General features: G+C 42.4%; 21 protein-coding genes. 9 read left to right on the top strand and 12 right to left on the bottom strand.

The window, feature by feature from the left end; genetic code table 11:
* Positions 1–271: 271 nt before the first annotated feature.
* From ABFQ95_03010 to petA, 3 genes are read right to left on the bottom strand one after another with little or no spacing between them, the layout of a single operon-like run.
* Positions 272–1,087, bottom strand: a complete 816-nt coding sequence (locus ABFQ95_03010; protein ID MEN8236499.1) for a cytochrome c1 — start codon at positions 1,085–1,087, stop codon at positions 272–274.
* Positions 1,088–1,097: 10 nt separating this feature from the next.
* Entirely contained in the window at positions 1,098–2,342 is a 1,245-nt protein-coding gene (locus ABFQ95_03015; protein ID MEN8236500.1) for a cytochrome b/b6, read from the bottom strand.
* Positions 2,339–2,914 carry a ubiquinol-cytochrome c reductase iron-sulfur subunit gene (gene petA, locus ABFQ95_03020; protein ID MEN8236501.1) on the bottom strand — a complete coding sequence of 192 codons (576 nt, stop codon included), beginning with the start codon at positions 2,912–2,914 and terminating at the stop codon, positions 2,339–2,341. The genes ABFQ95_03015 and petA overlap by 4 nt, the downstream gene beginning before the upstream one ends.
* Positions 2,915–3,419: 505 nt before the next feature.
* Here petA and ABFQ95_03025 point away from each other — a divergent pair.
* Positions 3,420–3,584 carry a DUF465 domain-containing protein gene (locus tag ABFQ95_03025; GenBank protein ID MEN8236502.1) on the top strand — a complete coding sequence of 55 codons (165 nt, stop codon included), beginning with the start codon at positions 3,420–3,422 and terminating at the stop codon, positions 3,582–3,584.
* A gap of 59 nt (positions 3,585–3,643) precedes the next feature.
* On the opposite strand, the gene ABFQ95_03030 is transcribed toward ABFQ95_03025, so the two are convergent.
* Positions 3,644–4,171 carry a hypothetical protein gene (locus ABFQ95_03030; GenBank protein ID MEN8236503.1) on the bottom strand — a complete coding sequence of 176 codons (528 nt, stop codon included), beginning with the start codon at positions 4,169–4,171 and terminating at the stop codon, positions 3,644–3,646.
* Positions 4,172–4,393: 222 nt separating this feature from the next.
* On the opposite strand from ABFQ95_03030, the gene ABFQ95_03035 reads away from it, so the two are divergent.
* A complete protein-coding gene (locus tag ABFQ95_03035; protein ID MEN8236504.1) occupies positions 4,394–4,858 on the top strand; it encodes a tRNA (cytidine(34)-2'-O)-methyltransferase in 465 nt (154 codons plus the stop codon).
* A complete protein-coding gene (gene hemF / locus ABFQ95_03040) occupies positions 4,855–5,736 on the top strand; it encodes an oxygen-dependent coproporphyrinogen oxidase (GenBank protein ID MEN8236505.1) in 882 nt (293 codons plus the stop codon). Before ABFQ95_03035 ends, hemF begins: the two co-directional genes overlap by 4 nt.
* 315 nt (positions 5,737–6,051) lie before the next feature.
* Here the strand turns inward: hemF and ABFQ95_03045 are convergent, their stop codons facing one another.
* Both ABFQ95_03045 and ABFQ95_03050 read right to left on the bottom strand, forming a co-directional pair.
* Entirely contained in the window at positions 6,052–6,213 is a 162-nt protein-coding gene (locus ABFQ95_03045; GenBank protein ID MEN8236506.1) for a zinc-finger domain-containing protein, read from the bottom strand.
* Positions 6,214–6,234: 21 nt separating this feature from the next.
* Positions 6,235–7,578, bottom strand: a complete 1,344-nt coding sequence (locus ABFQ95_03050) for an MFS transporter (protein MEN8236507.1) — start codon at positions 7,576–7,578, stop codon at positions 6,235–6,237.
* Positions 7,579–8,031: 453 nt separating this feature from the next.
* Here ABFQ95_03050 and ABFQ95_03055 point away from each other — a divergent pair, with 453 nt between their 5' ends.
* The 4 genes from ABFQ95_03055 to nth all read left to right on the top strand — a co-directional run bounded on the left by ABFQ95_03055 (position 8,032) and on the right by nth (position 10,940).
* Positions 8,032–8,325 carry an integration host factor subunit alpha gene (locus ABFQ95_03055; protein ID MEN8236508.1) on the top strand — a complete coding sequence of 98 codons (294 nt, stop codon included), beginning with the start codon at positions 8,032–8,034 and terminating at the stop codon, positions 8,323–8,325.
* Between the two features lie 132 nt (positions 8,326–8,457).
* A complete protein-coding gene (gene obgE / locus ABFQ95_03060) occupies positions 8,458–9,447 on the top strand; it encodes a GTPase ObgE (protein ID MEN8236509.1) in 990 nt (329 codons plus the stop codon).
* Between the two features lie 239 nt (positions 9,448–9,686).
* The gene (locus ABFQ95_03065; protein MEN8236510.1) at positions 9,687–10,301 is read left to right on the top strand and encodes an SCO family protein; all 615 of its coding nucleotides are present in this window, start codon (positions 9,687–9,689) and stop codon (positions 10,299–10,301) included.
* A gap of 3 nt (positions 10,302–10,304) precedes the next feature.
* On the top strand, positions 10,305–10,940 hold the full coding sequence (nth, locus tag ABFQ95_03070) for an endonuclease III (protein ID MEN8236511.1): 636 nt from the start codon (positions 10,305–10,307) through the stop codon (positions 10,938–10,940).
* A gap of 3 nt (positions 10,941–10,943) precedes the next feature.
* On the opposite strand, the gene miaA is transcribed toward nth, so the two are convergent.
* Positions 10,944–11,876, bottom strand: coding sequence for a tRNA (adenosine(37)-N6)-dimethylallyltransferase MiaA (gene miaA, locus ABFQ95_03075; protein MEN8236512.1), 933 nt, complete (start codon positions 11,874–11,876; stop codon positions 10,944–10,946).
* A 168-nt stretch (positions 11,877–12,044) separates the two neighbouring features.
* On the opposite strand from miaA, the gene ABFQ95_03080 reads away from it, so the two are divergent.
* Together ABFQ95_03080 and ABFQ95_03085 are read left to right on the top strand one after the other, a co-directional pair.
* Positions 12,045–12,413 (top strand): 2TM domain-containing protein, encoded by a 369-nt coding sequence (locus tag ABFQ95_03080; protein MEN8236513.1) that lies wholly within the window; start codon positions 12,045–12,047, stop codon positions 12,411–12,413.
* Positions 12,414–12,813: 400 nt separating this feature from the next.
* Positions 12,814–14,124 (top strand): citrate synthase, encoded by a 1,311-nt coding sequence (locus ABFQ95_03085; protein MEN8236514.1) that lies wholly within the window; start codon positions 12,814–12,816, stop codon positions 14,122–14,124.
* A 341-nt stretch (positions 14,125–14,465) separates the two neighbouring features.
* On the opposite strand, the gene ABFQ95_03090 is transcribed toward ABFQ95_03085, so the two are convergent.
* From ABFQ95_03090 to ABFQ95_03110, 5 genes are all read right to left on the bottom strand, one after another.
* Positions 14,466–15,608: an ATP-binding protein gene (locus ABFQ95_03090; protein MEN8236515.1), complete on the bottom strand. Its 1,143-nt coding sequence runs from the start codon at positions 15,606–15,608 to the stop codon at positions 14,466–14,468.
* Between the two features lie 130 nt (positions 15,609–15,738).
* Positions 15,739–16,785, bottom strand: coding sequence for a peptidylprolyl isomerase (locus tag ABFQ95_03095; GenBank protein ID MEN8236516.1), 1,047 nt, complete (start codon positions 16,783–16,785; stop codon positions 15,739–15,741).
* A gap of 109 nt (positions 16,786–16,894) precedes the next feature.
* Entirely contained in the window at positions 16,895–17,179 is a 285-nt protein-coding gene (locus ABFQ95_03100; GenBank protein ID MEN8236517.1) for a DUF1318 domain-containing protein, read from the bottom strand.
* Positions 17,180–17,199: 20 nt separating this feature from the next.
* Positions 17,200–17,400 carry a YnbE family lipoprotein gene (locus ABFQ95_03105; GenBank protein MEN8236518.1) on the bottom strand — a complete coding sequence of 67 codons (201 nt, stop codon included), beginning with the start codon at positions 17,398–17,400 and terminating at the stop codon, positions 17,200–17,202.
* Positions 17,397–19,079: a YdbH domain-containing protein gene (locus tag ABFQ95_03110; protein MEN8236519.1), complete on the bottom strand. Its 1,683-nt coding sequence runs from the start codon at positions 19,077–19,079 to the stop codon at positions 17,397–17,399. Before ABFQ95_03110 ends, ABFQ95_03105 begins: the two co-directional genes overlap by 4 nt.
* Between the last annotated feature and the right edge of the window lie 274 nt (positions 19,080–19,353).

The following is a 19,353-nucleotide window of genomic DNA, read 5'->3' on the forward strand; positions in this document are numbered from 1 at the left end:
TAGAGGATACCGAAATGTGGAGTCCTTTATGACTATGATCTACCTGATCGGAGCTCCTCTGGATTTTTTATTTAATTCCACTTGAAACGTCGAAGAGCCACAAACACAAAACATTATAATGAGGCAGCACCCCCTGTATACAAACTCTAAAGTTGGAAGTTGTTTCGCTCGCATTCCTTACCTAATTTTAAAGATTAATTTTCCTCTGGGAAAAAGGGCCAATCATCCCATATTCAACCTTCAAAATTGGAAGGTGTTTCGTTTCCATTCCTTAGTGGGACTTACCTCCTGCACCCCTTCCAATTTCTACTGAAGAATATCCCCGGTACAGCGGCGCCCAAATACGCTTCATGGTTAGATATAAAAACAGTGTCAAAAAGGCTAGGTAGATCATTACCATGATGCCTGTTCTTTTGCGAACCTCCATTTCAGGTTCTCCAGCCCAAGAAAGGAAAGCAGTCACATCTTTGGACATTTGGTCAACACTGGCCATGGTTCCATCAGAATAAGTAACTTGTTCATTAACCAAAGGTGGCGCCATGGCAATCTGGTGCCCATCAAAATAAAGGTTGTAGTACATCCCCTCACTGACTTCCGCGTTTGGTGGCTGATCATGGTATCCTGTTAGAATAGCGTGCACATAGTCAGGCCCATAAGCGCGTGCTTTTGTAATGACCGAAAGATCCGGAGGATATGCCCCATTGTTAGCCACACGTGCGGCTTGCTCATTGGGAAAGGGAGCGTGAAAATGATCCGATGACCTGCCTGGACGTTCAAACATCTCTCCATCTTGGTTAGGACCATCGCGCACCAGATGTTCTTTGGCTATAGCCTTAACCCCTTCTTTGCTAAACCCCAGTGCTTCAAGGTTGCGATAGCTTAATAAATTAAGCGAGTGACAAGCTGAACATACTTCCTTATAAACCTGGAAACCCCGCTGCAACTGCGCTTTGTCAAAAGTACCTGTGGGCCCTGAAAAACTCCATACTTGACGTGGTGGAATTGCTTGATCTTCAGCGATAAGAGCCTCGCCAAGGCACAAAAACCCCAAGAGAATGAAAAATCCAAAATATTTTATGTTTCTCATCACGACCACCTCAAGGCTTATCCGTCAGGTGTTCGGCAATGAAATAATCACGCACATCTTCAGGAACGGGATAGGGTCTTTCAAAACGACTCAGTAATGGCAAAACAATGAAAAAATGGGCAAAGTAGTAAATGGTAGCAATCCGACCTAGCAATAAAGGTAAACCTTCAGGGGGTTGCGATCCTACCCAACCAAGTAGCACGCAAGTCGCCAGGTGTACCCAAAACAGGTACTTATAAATGGGACGATAGCGCGCACTACGCACTTTTAACCAATCCAGCCACGGCAACAGGAAGATCACAAAGACCGAGGTAAACATCAAAATAACCCCGATACCTTTCGAAGGCACCGAGCGTAAAATGGCGTAATAAGGCAGAAAATACCATTCCGGTACAATATGTGGTGGTGTAACCAGTGGGTCAGCAGGAATGTAATTATCAGGTTCGCCGAAAAAGTTTGGCGCAAAAAAGACAAAGCCACCCCAAATGAGCAACAGCACCCCCAAACCAAATAAATCTTTGGCTGTATAATAGGGATGGAAAGGCACTGTATCTTTTTGTTTTTTTGTATCAATGCCCACGGGATTATTTGACCCATGTTGATGCAACGCCACGAGGTGCAAAAACACAACGCCAACAATCAAGAACGGAAACAGATAGTGCAGGGAATAGAAACGTTGCAAGGTCGGATTGCCAACTGAAAATCCACCCCATAGCCACTGAACAATGTCTTCTCCAACAAAGGGAATTGCAGAAAACAGATTGGTGATCACGGTTGCTCCCCAAAAACTCATCTGACCCCAGGGCAACACATATCCCATAAATGCAGTCGCCATCATCATCAAGAGGATGACTACCCCAATCAGCCATAAGAGCTCTCGGGGCTTTTTGTATGAACCATAATAAAGGCCTCTAAACATATGAATATAGACAACGATAAAGAACATTGAAGCGCCGTTCATGTGTACGTAGCGAATGAACCAACCATAGTTTACGTCACGCATGATATGCTCAACACTATTAAAGGCATGATCTACGTGTGGAGTGTAATGCATTGCCAAGAAAATTCCGGTTAGCATCATAACGACCAGAATGATTCCTGCCAGAGATCCAAAATTCCACCAATAATTAAGATTTAAGGGTGTGGCGTAATCGACCAATTCTTTCTTGAGAAAACTGAAAATCGGAAGGCGATATTCAATCCAGCCAACAAAACCTGATTGAAATTGATTTTCGGTAGGTTTTTGCTCACTCATGTGTCTTTTCCAACCCTTATGGTCTTGTCATCTAAAAATCTATAATCGGGCACCACGAGATTTTTAGGAGCAGGCCCCAAACGAATCCGCCCAGATGTATCATAATGCGATCCATGGCACGGGCAAAACCAGCCATGGTACTTGCCCTTATTTTCACCAGGACGTTGTCCAAGCGGGACACAACCCAAGTGGGTGCATATACCAATCATTACCAACCATTCTGGTTTTTGCGTGCGCTGCTCATCCGTTTGCGGATCTGGTAAATCCTTGGTTGGTACTAAACGTGCCTCTTGGATTTCTTTTGTGGTACGATGCCGAATAAACAAGGGTTTACCACGCCATTTAACCGTAATGGCTTGCCCAACAGCAACAGGACCTAAGTCAACATCAATTGTTGAAAGGGCTAGCACATCAGCAGCTGGTGCCATGCTTTCGATAAAGGGACGCATTAAGGCTACAGTCCCAATGGCACCCATAGCAGCAGTGGTCAGCACGAGAAAGTCCCGCCTGGTTTTTATGATCTTTGGTTGAGGTGCATCTGATTGCAGTAATTTTGATTTCTGTTTTGCCATACGTTTCATCCCTTAACGTCCCCACTTTAGCTGTAAACGAATGGTTTATCCAGTATTTTAATCAAAGTGTATGCATAAACATGCAACTTAGTGCACCCTCGGCTCGCTGGACAAAATTACTTGTACGTACTATCGCATTGATCAAGAGCATCGTTTAGTTTATAAAGTCAATCCACCTCATCTACACATCCTCTCGTGTCGTCATCACTATCATAAATAATTTCGGTTTCCGGGATGGCACCATATTGTTACCCAAAATAATGTGTACTTTTTGGGCATGGTTCAAATTGGGATGACACGTCGGAGTGTAACCCCAATTTGAACCATGCCCATAATTTTTAAAAAAATTTTCACACCAATACTCAAGGGCTTTGAAGCAAAAATCCTGTCTCTTGCCTGAATTTTATCAAATTTTGCTGGGGTTGACAGTTAGTACTTTGTTAACCAAAATGAACAATGACTTAACAAAGTCATTTCGAAAAACCGTTCGAAAAAGGAGGAAACCATGTCATTAAGTACAAGATTGAATATCATTAATAATAGAGTGAAACAGCTGAATCATTTGATTGGTAGGGAAAGTGGTCGCCCGTTGCCAGATAGTATCGTTATTTCTGATCTTAAAAGGCGTCGTTTGCAGCTTGAAGATATGTTGATGCAAATTCGCCTGTAGGGATTTGTTTGTTTTTTTAATCTGTGGTGTTAGTTCCCCCCTCCTGAAAAGTGGGGGGGTTACCACAAAAAGATCTTTGACGTTGTCAGACAGATCAGAAACAACGCCAACAGGTTAAAGGATGCATAAAACCTGAGATAGATAGTTGAGATCAGCTTATGCTTTTTCAAAATGGTAATGCTTGCAAAAGCTAGCACTCCCATCACAAGGCACGATCCTAAAGCGAAATAGGCATAAGGGTCGGTCAAGTCTGGCAAACTCATCAGCATGGGAAAGGCAATGTGCACTAGAACCAGCAACGTGGCTACAAGCGTCATATAAGCAATTTTTTTAAATAACTGGATGTCTTGCACGCTTGGTTGTTTTGAGGTTTGCGACGCAATGCGTTCACGGCACATAACAAAGTTAGCAAACAAAATCATATAGGCAAACAACAGATAAAAAATCAAATGCAGAAAATAATTTTCTCTAGACGCAACTGAGCTGATGAAAATGTTCACCCCGTGATTCAAGCTAAACAGTGCGAAAAGAAACAGCGGCATATTTTTGAGTGCTTCAATCAGGCGTGAATTTCTTTGTTTTGGCATGTTTGCCTCTCCCATTGAATCGTTACATCATTTTTTCCTATACCGAAGTGAAACCAAAACCTCTGTTTTCTGATACGTTCGAAGCGCTCATTTACACTTGTAAACTGCGCGCTTCTCGCTATCATCAGACTAGAGGTTTTGGTTTCACGAGAGTATATTATCCCACAACAGAGATTGCGATAAAGTTACCAGAAGAGAGACTTTTTCAAAGGAAACATCCATGTGATTCAATTAGCTCTTTTTCAACCTGAAATCCCACAAAACACCGGAACGATGCTACGCCTTGCTGCATGCTGGGGTATTGATGTTAATATTATCGGCCCCTGTGGTTTTATCTGGAGTGAACGCCGGCTAAAACGAGCAGGCATGGATTACATCAATCACGTCTGTATCCAACATCACTCATCTTGGATGCAGTTTAAAGAACACAAACAATCCAACCGACTAATTTTGCTCACACCACAGACTGAGCAGTCCTATCTTGACTTTTGCTTTGCGCCAAATGATTATTTAATGGTCGGTCAAGAAAGCTCAGGAGTCCCAGAAAATGTCTTTGAAGCAACAGATGCTCAAGTTAAAATCCCCATGCGCAAAGCATGCCGCTCACTCAATGTGGCCCTTTCTGCGGCTATTGTCCTTGGCGAAGCTATGCGGCAACTCGATTTAATTCCAGGAGAAAAGTCTTGACACAAACAAATGCACACCCACTTCCTTTACAACCCTACCAAAGCACCGAACAACAAAAAGAAAAGGCAAGTGCATGGTTTACTGAGCTAAGAGATAAAATCTGTGCTGAGTTTGAAAAAATTGAGCACGAAGCCAAAGATTCAAAACACCAGCCCGGCAAATTTAAGCGTACCAGCTGGAACCGTCCGGGTGGCGGAGGGGGCACTATGTCGCTGATGCACGGACGTGTGTTTGAAAAGGTAGGCGTTAACATCTCAACTGTCCACGGTGAATTTAGTCCTGAGTTTTCTAAGCAAATTCCAGGCGCTGCGGAAAATCCTCAATTTTGGGCCAGTGGCATTTCACTGGTAGCGCACATGCGCTCGCCGCTTGTGCCAGCAATACACATGAATACCCGGCACATTGTCACCACTCAGTCTTGGTTTGGCGGTGGAGCGGATATGACACCTTTCTACCCCAAAGATCAAGATACCCAGGAGTTTCACAATACTCTCAAAAAAACTTGCGACGTTTATGATCCCACCTACTACCCAAAATACAAAGAGTGGTGTGACCGCTACTTTTACCTGCCGCACAGAAAAGAGCCTCGCGGTATCGGCGGTATTTTTTATGACAATCATAACTCGGGAGATTGGAATACCGATTTCGAATTTACTCGAGCTGTTGGCAAAGCTTTCCTGGACATTTATGCCAAAATCGTGCGCCGCCGTATGCACGATACTTGGACTGAAGAACAACGAAGATTCCAGCTTATGCGCCGGGGCCGCTACGTTGAATTCAATCTTTTGTATGACCGAGGTACTTTGTTTGGCCTTAAAACCGATGGTAACACAGAGGCGATTTTGATGTCGCTGCCACCTGAAGCCACTTGGCCCTGAGGAAGATTCCTTGAAAATTGTATTATCATAGTACAATTTTCGAGGGACTTTCTCCACATCATTGCCTGCTGGATCCAGGGCTGTTCAGTGAAACCAACACGGCTGTCATCCTGGACGCTGATTTTCTGAACGTGCGACTGTAAGTAGCGCAAAATCAAGTCTTGTCAGACTTGAGTTCCAAAACCAACTGCCTGTGCTGAACTTGATTAAGTATGACGATCCGTAGGTAGCACATTTTCACTGAACAACCCTGAGCTGATAAACGATGGGCTCTGCCGATTTCCAGTCGTGAAATCGGAAAATCAACAGTTTGATTCAGGACTCTTCTAACTCTTGCACAAATACACAACTACAATAAGGGCACACCACTTTCCTATCCTCATTAAGCTTCAAAAAAATTCGAGGATGACCGTGGGTCTTTCCATTACCTTCACAAAAGATCTGTGATGTTTCCACTTTAACTATTTCTGAGTGCATTTGGTTTCCTCTTTAATCCTTTTATGTCCTAAATATAGCACGTTGCCTTTTAAACACATTCTCACCGTTTTGCCACATCAAATAAACAACAATCGTCAGGGGCAGAATATTGGCAGCACAAGTCAGACTGAAAAAATTAAACCACCCCATGTGATCTACTAACCATCCCGAGGGCAACGAGCAAACCGTTCGCCCCAAGCTTATGCATGATGTCATTAGTGATACCTGGGTTGCAGCATAAGATACATTGCAAACAGTTAACTGATACGCTAAAAGTGCATTCATACGCATACCTGAGGTAATATTTTCAAGAGCTATTGCCAAATACAATACTGGTAAGTTATATCCCACCTCAACCATGACTAAATTCATTCCCATAGCAATTGCGTGCAAAGAACCGCATATGTACAAGGAACGCAAAAAACCCAGTCGCATTACTAACACTCCCCCAATCATTCCTCCAAAAATTGTTGCCCACATCCCAAACATTTTTACTGCATGAGCAATCTCCACCTTGGAGAATCCAATTTCTAAATAAAAGGGGCCAGATAGCGAACCAATCAAATTATCTCCAAGCTTAAAGAAAAAGAAAAGCGCAAGAGCTAACCACCAATTCGGCTGCTGGATAAAATCCAAAATCGGAGACGCAATCGCTGCGCCTATGCCTGAGACTCGATGACTCAAAGAGGCGGAAAAGCCTAATCTCCTATGAATCCATAATTGAATTTTCTGACGCAAAGGCTTGTTAAGGGATTGAGAGAAATTTTTAGGCTCATCAATAAGCAAAACCGTTACCAATCCTGCAGCAACACACATAGCCATTAATAGATAAGCCCACTTCCATCCTAGATAGGTCGCTATATATAAGGCACCAGCACCTGAAGCTAACATACCCATACGATACCCTAGAATACTCATCGCTTCACCAGGACCATATTGCTTTTTGGATAACAAGGCCATTTGATAAGCAAGAAATGCTGTTTCCTGTGTTGCTGCCACAACAGCAACTCCCAACGCTAAAACGGCTGCGCAGAATAAATTCTGGTTGATATCAAAAACTGCAAAACCAGCAATACCTATTATCAAAAGTACTTGACTAACCAGCAACCAACTACGCCTGCGACCTAACTTTTTTGTCAACCACGGCCAGGACAATCCATCGATACACGGGGCCCATAGAAATTTCAGTGCATAGGGAAAGCTCACAGCACCAAACAATCCTATGGTTGTATAACCTACCCCTGTTTCGTTTAACCACAAAGCAAGTGTTCTTGATGTCAAAAATAAAGGTACTCCGCTTGAAAAACCCAAAATACCAAGCACCAAAAAACGCGGGTTACCATAAAACTTCAGATCTTGAAGCATCCCATTGATTTGTATGAAAATTCTCACTCCTAGCGATTGAGTGCCATTAGCGACACTTTATAAATCTTAGAAAACACTTTGATATTCCACAATTATCTTGTCAATGCTCATCAAATGTCAATTAGAAAAAATCCTTTTTTTCTTTGAATAAGCTATTGCAGGGCACAATGAATTTCGGGGCTTTGCGGCCCAATTGATGACTTATCATGAGCACAGTTTTTATGCCTTTTTGATACTGAAAATAGAAAGAAGTGATTGTTTTCAACAGCTTTAAAAATCTCCAGAAGATTTGGCCGAGAATTTTCATATAAAAATTTCCCTAATTTTCAATAGATTATATCTTATTTCAAGTTATCGACCAAAATATTATTGATAATCCTCTTGCATTTAAAGAGACACATGATAGAATCGGCTAAAAATGTAACCCGTATAATCTTGGAAGTCGAGCGAAAGATGCAAAAAAAAACACTCACTCGCGCAGATATCTGCGATAGCATTTGCAGTAAGTTAAATCTTTCAAGGCAAGACGCTGTGGATGTCCTTGAAACACTCTTAGAGCAAATAGCTGTAGGCCTAGAGACAGATGGAAATGTAAAAGTCTCGTCGTTTGGTACTTTTTTGGCACGTGAAAAGGGAAAGCGAATCGGCCGTAACCCCAAAACAGGACAAGAAGTAACCATTCCACCTATGAAAAGCTTATCCTTCCGAGCGTCAGATCTACTCAGATCGATGGTTAATCGGTCTTGATTACTAGTTCGGTGGTCAGTAGTTAGTTGGTGTTTGCTTCCCGATAACTGACTCGTTGACACTTGCAATACGCTACTGGAAACCCCATACTCATCCTGGTATTTATACGTAAGGGTTTAAAAACGCAAGCTTATGAAATTTCTTGATGAAGCGAAAATCTACCTCAAAAGTGGTGATGGTGGTGATGGGTGTGTTTCGTTCCGGCGAGAGAAATACGTCGAGTTTGGCGGACCTGATGGCGGGAATGGTGGTCGTGGAGGAGATATTGTATTCGAAGCGGTCTCCGACCTCAACACCCTCATAGACTATCGCTACACCCAACATTTCAAGGCACAAAAAGGCCATCATGGCCAAGGAAGAGATAAATCAGGTGCTTCTGGCAAAAGTATTACCATTCGTGTACCGGTGGGAACGCAAATCATAGCCGAAGATAAAAAGACAATTTTGTTGGACCTTGCCCGCCCTGGACAGGTTGAAACATTTTTACAAGGAGGCAATGGCGGTTTTGGCAATGCTCACTTTAAATCTTCGGTAAACCGAGCACCTCGGCGCGCTAACCCTGGTGCAAGTGGAGAAGAACTCTGGGTATGGCTTCGTTTAAAGCTGCTTGCAGATGCAGGAATCATTGGTCTTCCCAATGCTGGAAAATCGACGTTTCTGTCAGTGGTTTCAAGAGCCAGGCCAAAAATTGCAGATTACCCCTTTACCACATTAGCTCCACAACTCGGGGTGGTAACGGTTGACGAATCTGCCTTCGTGTTAGCAGATATACCAGGCTTGATTGAAGGGGCACATGAAGGAAGCGGGCTTGGTGATCGATTTTTAGGACATATTGAAAGGTGCCGTGTTTTATTACACTTAGTCGATGGGACTCAAGAAGATATTGCAAACACCTATCACACGATTCGAAAAGAGCTAAAACTTTATGAACAAGATCTTACAACCAAATATGAGGTTGTTGTATTGAGCAAATGTGACGCTCTTACGGATGAAGAAATACAAGAGAAATGCGGTGTCTTGAGACAAATTTCTCAAAAAGAGGTTATCCCAATCTCTGCTGTGACGGGACAAAACGTCACAAAAATCTTAAGAATTTTGCACCAGGCTATTGTTGTAAGGTAGCTTTTTGTATAAGTTCAAAGATATGTTGAAGCTGAATCAAACTGCTGGTTTTCCGATTTCGTTATAATAAACCTCAATATTTTGATTCAGCACGGGTATATACTCTCGTGAAATCAAACCTCTAGTTTAATGATAGCGAGAAGCATGCAGTTTACAAGTGTAAATGAGCACTTCGAGCGTATCAGGAAACAGAGGTTTTGATTTCACTTCGGTATATGTGAGACAAATTTGGAAACCTAATGGTACGATTCATAATCTCTTTGATCATTCTGATCAGCTGCATCTACGCTGTACACGCACGAGAACCCATGCAAAAATCCCAGCAAGAACTTAAGGTCGCACAGGTTATTAATAAACCCACAACTGGTCTTGCGAAAATAGGAGGTCGATTTTTTCTAAAAGATCATAAAGGGGCACTCCGAAAAGACACCGACTTTAGGGGTAAATACATGCTGGTCTATTTTGGCTACAGTTTCTGTCCTGATATCTGCCCGCAAGCCTTGTTTTCCATGACAGAAGCTTTAGGTCAACTCGGCAAAAAGGCAGGTGAGATTGTTCCCATTTTTATAACCGTTGATCCACACCGTGACACCCAAATCCAACTCGATACTTACCGACAAAATTTTCATCCCAATCTTGTAACTCTTACAGGAACAAGTGCACAGGTTAAACAAGCTATGAAGTCCTATCGAGTCTACGCAGCAAAAGTAAAACCCGATGGTACACTGGCTGATTATCTAGTTGATCATTCCTCAATCATTTACCTCATGGACCGGCAAGGACGCTTTATCAGTCATTTTAATCATGCAACCCCACCTGAAGAAATATCTGCAATGCTTAAAACTCTGCCCTGACTCATGCTCACCCAATCTCAAGTCAGTGATTTGTTTGAACGGTTTGCCAAACAAAATCCTCATCCCAAAACAGAACTGCAATATGCTAACCCATTTACTCTTTTGGTAGCCGTTGTTCTCTCGGCTCAGGCCACCGACAAAGGAGTGAACAAGGCAACCAAGTCTCTGTTTCAAACTGTAGATACCCCACAGAAAATGCTCGATCTTGGTGAAGATCAACTTCGGGAATCGATTAAAAGCATTGGGTTATTTAAAACCAAAGCCCGCAATATTATTGGGCTCAGTAAACTGTTGCTGACGCAACACAACGGGCACGTTCCCAACGACCGAGTATCTCTTGAAGCTTTGCCAGGTGTTGGACGCAAGACAGCCAATGTTGTTCTCAATGTTGCTTTTGGCCAGCCGACCATGGGCGTTGATACGCATATCTTTCGCGTCTCGAACCGGGTTGGTCTGAGCCCTGGTAAAACACCACGTGATGTTGAAGAAGGGCTGCTGAAGGTTATTCCCGAACACTGGAAACATCACGCACATCACTGGCTGATTTTGCATGGACGTTATATCTGCAAAGCCCAGAAACCACTTTGTCCAGAATGTCCTGTCAACGACTTATGTGAGTACCCAGATAAAACGACATAGAAGTCATTGCTCACCATCCACCCCCCAGATGTGAGGTACTGGATATGAGCTTACAAATTGCGCCTGGGGAAATTGATTGCAAAACCAAGTGCTTTGGCGCTTTATGTACTGGCGTGTTGCCTGCAAAGTTTGCTGTGTTGCTTCTTGCAGATTGAGCTTATTATCAAGATAAGCGCTGAGCTCATTGACCCCAAGCGCTTTCATAATAGGTAAATTTTCATCCAAATTCTTGTCTTTTAAGGCCCGCACTTCCTCAATGGCGCCATTTGTAATCATCTGATTCAATCGCAACTCACTGTTTTGGTGTAGTTGTGTGCGTGGCGGTAATAAGACAATCATTTTGCATTTCAAATGCTTGACTGCATCGTGATTGCGTTGCTTTTGCCAGTGCGCTAAGGATCTGCTTGTAGCGAGCTTTACTTCAGCAGCGCGCATCATACGTTGTTTGTCGTTTTCATGCAGGCGCTTGCTCATTTGTGAGTCAATGCTTGTAAGATATTGGTGAAACTCTTTATTTCCGAGTGTTTCGTAGTGTTGTCGTACCCAAGTGCGTATAGATTCAGGTACATCAGGAATTTTAGAAAGGCCGAGAGTCAAGGATTGCAAGTACAGTCCTGATCCTCCCACAACGATGGGTTGCTTGCCCTGTTTCCAAGCGTTTTCAATGGCGTTAAGGGCTCTTGTTTGCCAGTGTGCCACTGAGTACAGGTGATTGCCTGGAAGTATACCATACAATTCATGTGGAATGTCTTGTTGTTCGAGAGTGCTGGGTTGGGCTGTGAGGATTGGCAGATCTTTATAAGTTTGCATGCTGTCCCCATTGAGGATGACACCATTGTTTTTTTGCGCCAAGCTTAGTGCCAGTTTTGATTTACCGCTGGCAGTAGGTCCTCCAATCAGCAGAATTGGAATGTGGGGGTGTGAATTTTTTATCATCTGAACAATAGAAAAAGTCTTTAGGTCACTTTGATTATTTACATCTGTTCAATCTGCACCAAATGATGTTGCTTTTTCAACAAAAATCTTCTGCATAGACAACTTGCAATTTGAAAAAAATTAGTTCAGAATTAAACTAGAAGGATACAGGAAAAGGGGATTTGAAAAATGGCAGACAATCAATCTGAATTTGAGATTCGTCAACGCGTTAAAAATCTACGTGAATTTTACCGTCACTTGACTATTTATGGTGTTGTAAACCTAAGCTTGATTTTGATATGGGCGATTTCTGGTGGTGGTTATTTTTGGCCCATTTGGGTGATCGTCGGCTGGGGTGTGGGAATTGGACTACAGGCTATATCTTTGGGGCTTGTTCCTGTCATTGAAGATATCTTTCCCTTCTTTAGCCCCGAGTGGGAAGATCAGCAGGTCAAGGAAATGATGAAGGAATTAAAGACGTCCAAGACTGAAAAGAAGACTGAAAAGAAGAGCGAAGAGAAATCAGATAAGACAACTGGTTCTAAATCTTCTAAATAGTTTTCCATAAGAGCTGATTTAGGCAAAAATGCCTTCAGTAAAATTACTGAAGGCTAATTCAATGATAAGAATATCATTTACAAACAAAGATCTAGAAAGAATCCAATATAACCGTTTTCATCATCCCCATCCACATGTTCAAAGAAAAATGGAATGCTTGCTGCCAAAACATCACGATTTGACGCATAAGGAAATATGCTCTATTGTAAGAATATCTCCCAGTACCTTAAGGCGTTATTTTAAACAATACCTGGAAGATGGTATTGAATGTCGAGTAAATCAAATCGAGTAACCGCCCTAGTTTACTCGACGGCCTTCCCCAACTTTGCAATAAAAAATATACTTTTTTGGTGTATATTATTTTTAAGCAGACACCAACAAAACAAATAGAAAGATCATGATGTCAACAAAGCACGCAACTTTAACCCTTCCTGATAATCAAACCGTGGAGCTTCCCATTTATGAAAGCACCATTGGACCAGATGTCATTGATATCACTCGACTTTATAGTCAAACAGATTATTTTTCTTTTGATCCCGGCTTTACTTCAACAGCAAGTTGCTCTTCAAAAATTACCTTTGTTGATGGTGATAGAGGTCAGATGTGGTATCGCGGTTACCCAATAGAACAACTGGTTGATCATTGTGACTTTTTAGATGTGGCGTTCTTGCTACTCAAAGGTGAGCTTCCTTCACAGACTGCTAAAGAAAATTTTGTCTCCGATATCACGCATCATACGCTCCTACACGATCAAGTACTGGATTTTTACCGAGGTTTTCGCCGGGACGCACATCCAATGGCAATTATGGTTGGAGTGGTCGGTGCTCTTTCTGCTTTCTATCATGATACTCTCGACATCACAGACCCAAGGCAGCGTGAAATGTCATCGCATCGCCTTATTGCCAAAGTTCCAACTATTGCGGCTCTCGCTTACAAGTACTCTATGGGATACCCCTTTACGTACCCCCGCAACGATTTGGACTTCGCCGCTAACTTACTGCATATGATGTTTGCTCTGCCCACAGAGGATTATGTAGTTAATCAAGTCCTCGCCAAAGCCATGGATCGCATTTTGATTTTGCATGCTGATCATGAGCAAAATGCATCCACCTCAACTGTACGCATTGCCGGATCCAGTGCAGCCAATCCATATGCCTGTATTGCTACAGGTGTGGCCTCCCTCTGGGGGCCATCGCATGGAGGTGCCAATGAGGCTGTGTTAAATATGCTTAGAGAAATTGGCAGTCCTGAACGAATCCCAGAATTTATCAAACGAGCCAAGGACAAATCTGATCCCTTCCGTTTGATGGGATTTGGACACCGGGTCTATAAAAACTATGACCCTCGCGCCAAAATCATGCAGCAAACCTGCCATGAAGTCTTGACTGCCCTACAAATCAAGAAAGAGCTGCTGCTTGATTTAGCCATGGAGCTGGAGAAAATTGCCCTTGAAGATGACTACTTTGTCCAACGCAAACTGTATCCCAATGTCGATTTTTACTCAGGTATAATCTTTCAAGCAATGGGCATTCCGACCAGCATGTTCACTGCTATCTTTGCCGTGGCGCGTACTGTAGGCTGGGTGGCGCATTGGAATGAGATGATGAGCGATTCGCATCAACGCATCAGCCGCCCACGTCAACTCTATAATGGACCAACGGAGCGATCTTTGAAAACCATCTGTAAACCTGAGGAGGTCAACTGTGGTTGATTTAGGCAAAAACAAAAAATCAAAGCCTGGTTATCAGCCCTTTTTACAAAAGATGCCAAAAAATCGTCCATCGAACGAAAACAAACTGCCATTTTGGCGTTTGCTTCTGAGAGTTGTTCTGGTAGCGGTTTGGGTTGTGGGAATATTTATCTGGTGGTTGGTAGCACGATAACGTCTTCTTTATCGCAACTCATTGCTAGTGAAGCTATGTCTGGCTAGTGCTTTGTCAAAGTTAAAGATTATGGTTGAAGCAATTTGCCACAGTTATCAGGGCTGGTCCATATATGACGGTCCGTAGGTAGCACATTTTCACTGAACAGCCCTGCCTGCTGGACAGCTTGCTACAAGCTACAAGTCTTAAGATAGCGCTGAAGCCCCACTGCGGTAATGTTATCCGATAGGGGATACTCGTCATTGCCTGGGTAGATCACATACAGCTGAGGTAGCTCCAAATCTTTTACAGCAACCTGCATTGATTTTGTTAATTTAGGAGCCTCTGTGTATTTAAATTCAAACCCCACCCTAATTCCAAAATCATCGATTAATAGATCCAGTTCAGCGCCAGCATGAGTGCGCCAGTAATAGCAGGATTCAGGCCTGACTCTACGAGCACAAATCACCTGCTCCAAAGCAAAGCCCTCCCAATAAGCACCAATTTTTGGGTTACCTAATAGATGATCATAAGTATGTATTCCGGCAAGCGCATTTAAGATTCCTGAATCCCGGAAATACAACTTAGGTGCCTTTACTTGGCGCTTTTTGAGGTTATGGGCAAACCAAGAGGTTAACTCCCGAATCATAAATGTTCCCGTTAGGATTCCTAGGTAATTACGGATGGCTGTATTCGAAACCCCCAAGGACGTACCTAACTCAGACATATTGAGAGTTTGTCCATGATAATGGGAAAGCATGCTCCAAAAACGCTGCATCGTGCGCGGAGGAACCTGAAAGCCAAGATTGGGTATATCTCGCTCTAAAAAGGTCTGAATATAGTCCTGCCGCCAAACTAAACTTGCAGCATCGCTTTCAGATAAATAAGACTTGGGGAAACCACCACGCACCCAGAGTTTCTCTAGATCCCTCACTTCTGCCAATGTAAATGGCGGTAAGTCAAGATAGTGTATACGTCCAGCAAGTGTTTCAGAACTTTGGCGAATAAGATCCCTAGAAGCACTGCCTAAAATTAGATAACGTTGGTCTAAAGAAGGATTATCAACAAGAACTCGAAGTGCGGGAAACAAATTGGGACGCAACTGGATCTCATCAATGATGATCAGGCCTTGTAAACGCTCAAGCATCAACATTGGATTATCGAGTTTAGCCAGATCACGAGAATCTTCAAGATCAAAGTAAGAGACATCTAGATCTTTGTTAAAGGTACGAGCAAGGGTGGTTTTTCCCACTTGCCGGGGCCCAAGAACAGCCACAACTGGCTGAATCTTAAAAGCCTCTTTAATCAACTGACGGTACGATTCTCGGCGCATATAATGATTTTACCTTGAAAATTGTATTGTCACAGTACAATTTTCAAGGAAGTTTTGCAATATATACTCCACAAAAAAAGCCATCCCTGATTTAATCAGGGATGGCTGCTGGGATAACGAACTACTTGGCTTAGTTCTTAGCTGTTGCTTGAGCCTTTTTTGCCTTTGCTTTTGCCGCCAATTTGTCTTGCAGTTTTTTCAGCTCATCAGCCAACGCATTCATTGGCTTACCAGAATTTGGATGTAGGCGAGTAACCTTAGATTTTGCCTCAAGCTTGCGTGTATGCTCTTCAATAAGCTCTTTCTTTAGCTGCTCAGTCAATAACTTCCTCAGTTCCTTCATCTTGGGAAATAGGAAAGGTTTGCGATCGTCAATTTTGTAGATAGCATAGCCTGCAGGGGTTTTAATCGGCTCCTGCACAAGACCGCTGGTTTTAATCACATATTTCCCTTTGTTGTCTTTTTTGAAAAGTTGATCAAAACCTGGAAGCCACTCGTTCTTTGCCAAAATGTTGAAGTACTTGTCAATCAATCCATCCTTTTTGGCCGTAACATCATCAATAGATTTCTCACGTGCCATTTTGAGGAAGTCAGCCCCTTCTTGCAATTGTTTCAAAACAGATTTAGCCTCTTTCTCATTCTTCAAAAGAATCAGGCGAATCTTGACCTCAGATGTGCCTTTGGGAAATTTCTCTTTTAGTTCCTGGTAGCGTGCACTCACTTTCCTCGTGGTAATTTTTGACTCAACCAATTCATTCATGTGGGCTTGCAAAATAATTTGCTCTACTGCCTTTTCGATGGCCTCTTGAACCTCAGGTAGTCTTTCCAGCTGTTTCTTTTGCTTATCAGCTTCAGCCTTAAGCAAATTCATATCAATCAACTGATCACGTGTCGCCATAAACAAAAGTTCCATCGGTATCTGTCGTAGTTGAGGTGGCAGTGAAGACATCACTTGGAAGACTTCATTGACACTAATTTTCTTACCGTTAACAACAGCAACTACGGTGCCATCCTTGACCTTTTTGAAATCAATTTCTTCAAAAGGTAGATCTTTCTCTTTTTTTGCAGCTTGAGTTGTCTTTGCATCTGCGGCCTTTTGACTTTGACTTGAGTGTGCAGGTGATAAAATAAGTGCGACAGCAAGTGCTGTCATGGGTAATAATATACGATTTTTCATTCCTCTAAATTCCCCTCTTTTTTGGACATATTAAAAAACATACAGCCATTTGACTAATTACTATAAATATAGTGAGAATAACATCAAATGGGTAGGGCTAAAAAGTGTTTTATTTTCCTTTCAGCTTTTCTCCGGCTTTGCGCGCAACTGCTGCTTCAGGCACGCCTGTATCCTTAGCTATTCTTCGATATTCCTGTTGCCTTTTTTGATTGATTTCCGAGGCTATTGTCTGACCCTTTGAACCTTTCCCCTTAAGGTAGCCACTTGACTGTTCAGTAACAAGGCCCTCGCGTTTAGCACTTTTTAGGGATCTTGCAAAAAGCTTTGGTGCCAAACAAATAACAAAGGTTAACGTTAGGGCAATGGTCCAAGAATTTCTGAGTAATATTTTCATCGTTCCTCTCTCCTAATTGTTCAGAAAAGATCTGGGTTTTCCGAAATAAGAGTATCAATCTCTTTATCAAGTTTAACACGCACTTCATGATCAATCTTAAGGTTAAGATTAATCTCAATTGGCTTTTCGGGAGTTTCAATATGCACCCGGGGTTCGCACCCAGCCAATACCAAGGCAAAAAATGCCGTAAAAATAATGGAGTGACCAAATTTAGGTATCATCGTCCTTTTCTCTGTCGTTGTATGCTTTCCAAACGCAAACCTTCAAGGTCCCATGTAAGACTCATCCAGATTGTCTCCAAAAGCGACATCAGCTTGCCCGAAATATTAAGCCTTAGACGGACAAGCCTACCCTTTCGTACTTTAGGGTTTTTACCCAGGATGTCAAGGGTTGCTCTCAGATCCCCACCGGCAGGCTTTTCCAACAAGATGCGCAGGGATTCGTATTGAAAATCTTGGAAGAGTTCTGCAACGAGCTTAAGTGAAGCATCATTTTGTGGCAGTCCATTTAGAGACTTATAGGAGATGTAACCTTTGCCTTGGGCCTTGAGCTGGGTAGATTTGATGCCTAGGGAGCGATCTGCATGCCAAATAACGGGTAATTTTCCTGATATATGGCCTTTTGCAGTGAGACCCCCAATATTCAACAGCTGAAAAAATTTGGCCAAAGAAATACGTTCAAGGATAATATCGATGTCTTGAGATGAAGGTAGTGGATCCAAGATAATGTTGCTGGCAAGAAGCTGTCCAGAGTTAATTCGGGCTGTGACCTGGTGAATGCGAGTGACTTTCGGATCAATTGTTATTGCATATTGAATTTTTTCAAGTGGCACAGCCGTTTCTATTCTTTCAATGAATATGCGCTGGTGCGGAGCTGTTTGGATTGGTTTAAGGCTTAGAAGCTTGAGTTGGGTCTTTAAACCTGAAATTTTAATATCATCAAATTTAGCCGAACCCTGAGCAATGTTAAGGTCAATTTCTTGTGTGATCTTACCCGCTTGCCAGCTAATTTTTCCTTGTGCTGAAACGTTGCCTTCGATGTGTTTAAGCTTTTTAGGCAGACCTTCCCAATAATCGGCAAGCTTGAGACCACTAGAGCCAAAGTTCAAAGGTTGGCTTTTTATTTCTGCAAAGCCTACGTTTGGAAACCTGTGTTCACCTGTGAAGGACAGAAGCTTCTTATCTTGGTGTGTAAGCAGAATTCCTTTAAAGGTTAAGGGTTTTTGGGAGCCAAGAAAATGGTGAAACGAAAACTGTCCATTAATTGGAGCTGGAGTTTCTAAAAATTTTAAATGGGTAGCTTGCAAAGATCCTTTGAGTTCATTTGGTAAGCCCGTTGCCAAGCCAGGGTGAGAAGAGAAAGTTCCCGAAGCTTGTTTTACGTATTGATTCTCTTGAAAAATAAAATCAATGTCTGCCCAGGTTTCAAGGTGATCTTTGACATCGACAAATCTAATTTTTCCCTTAAAACTTAAAGGCAACAACCCCTCTATAGGGTGATCAATGGTCAGTTGGGCATTTTTGATTTTTACAGGGATAAAGCCCCACCTTAGTTTTTCTTTAAGGGTTTGCAAGCTTATTGCAGGGCTTTTGGCATCAGTATGGAGTGACAGCAATCCATTGATTCCTTCAATCAAAATAGCTCTTATTTTTTTATTTTTGAGTCCACGCAACGAAAAATGCACTGTAATTTTTTCAACTGTGATCTGCGTTTGCCCATGGTTAAAAGCAATCTTCTCCAGAGAAAGCTTTTTGGGATTAATGGACAGATTTTGGATAGTCGTTCCCGATTGTTGTTCAAGATAATAACGCAGGGCGACGGGCAACAACACGTAACCAGCCAGGCCCAAGAATAGGAGAAAAACAATGGCTTGACTGATAAACTTAAGTGTCTTTAGCATTATTTTTCGTCCCTAGCGCCTGCCTGTCTATATACCCGTACTGTGAATCAAAATGTTGAGTTTTATACTGAAGAGAAATGAAAACCTCTGTTTCCTGATACGCAAAAAAAAGTGCGCTGCACCCCATGGACTGGACAAATTTTAGGACTTTTTAAGTGAGTTTTTGTCCACGGGCTCTAAAAAATTAATACCATGATCATTTCAATTAGTCTATAATTTTCTCCTTCAATTTTTAATTTTTCTAAAAAAATGTGCTTGGACCTAACTTCAGTCT

It is taken from the genome of Pseudomonadota bacterium (assembly GCA_039714795.1).
In the GTDB taxonomy this organism is placed as follows: Bacteria; Pseudomonadota; Alphaproteobacteria; order JAGOMX01; family JAGOMX01; genus JBDLIP01.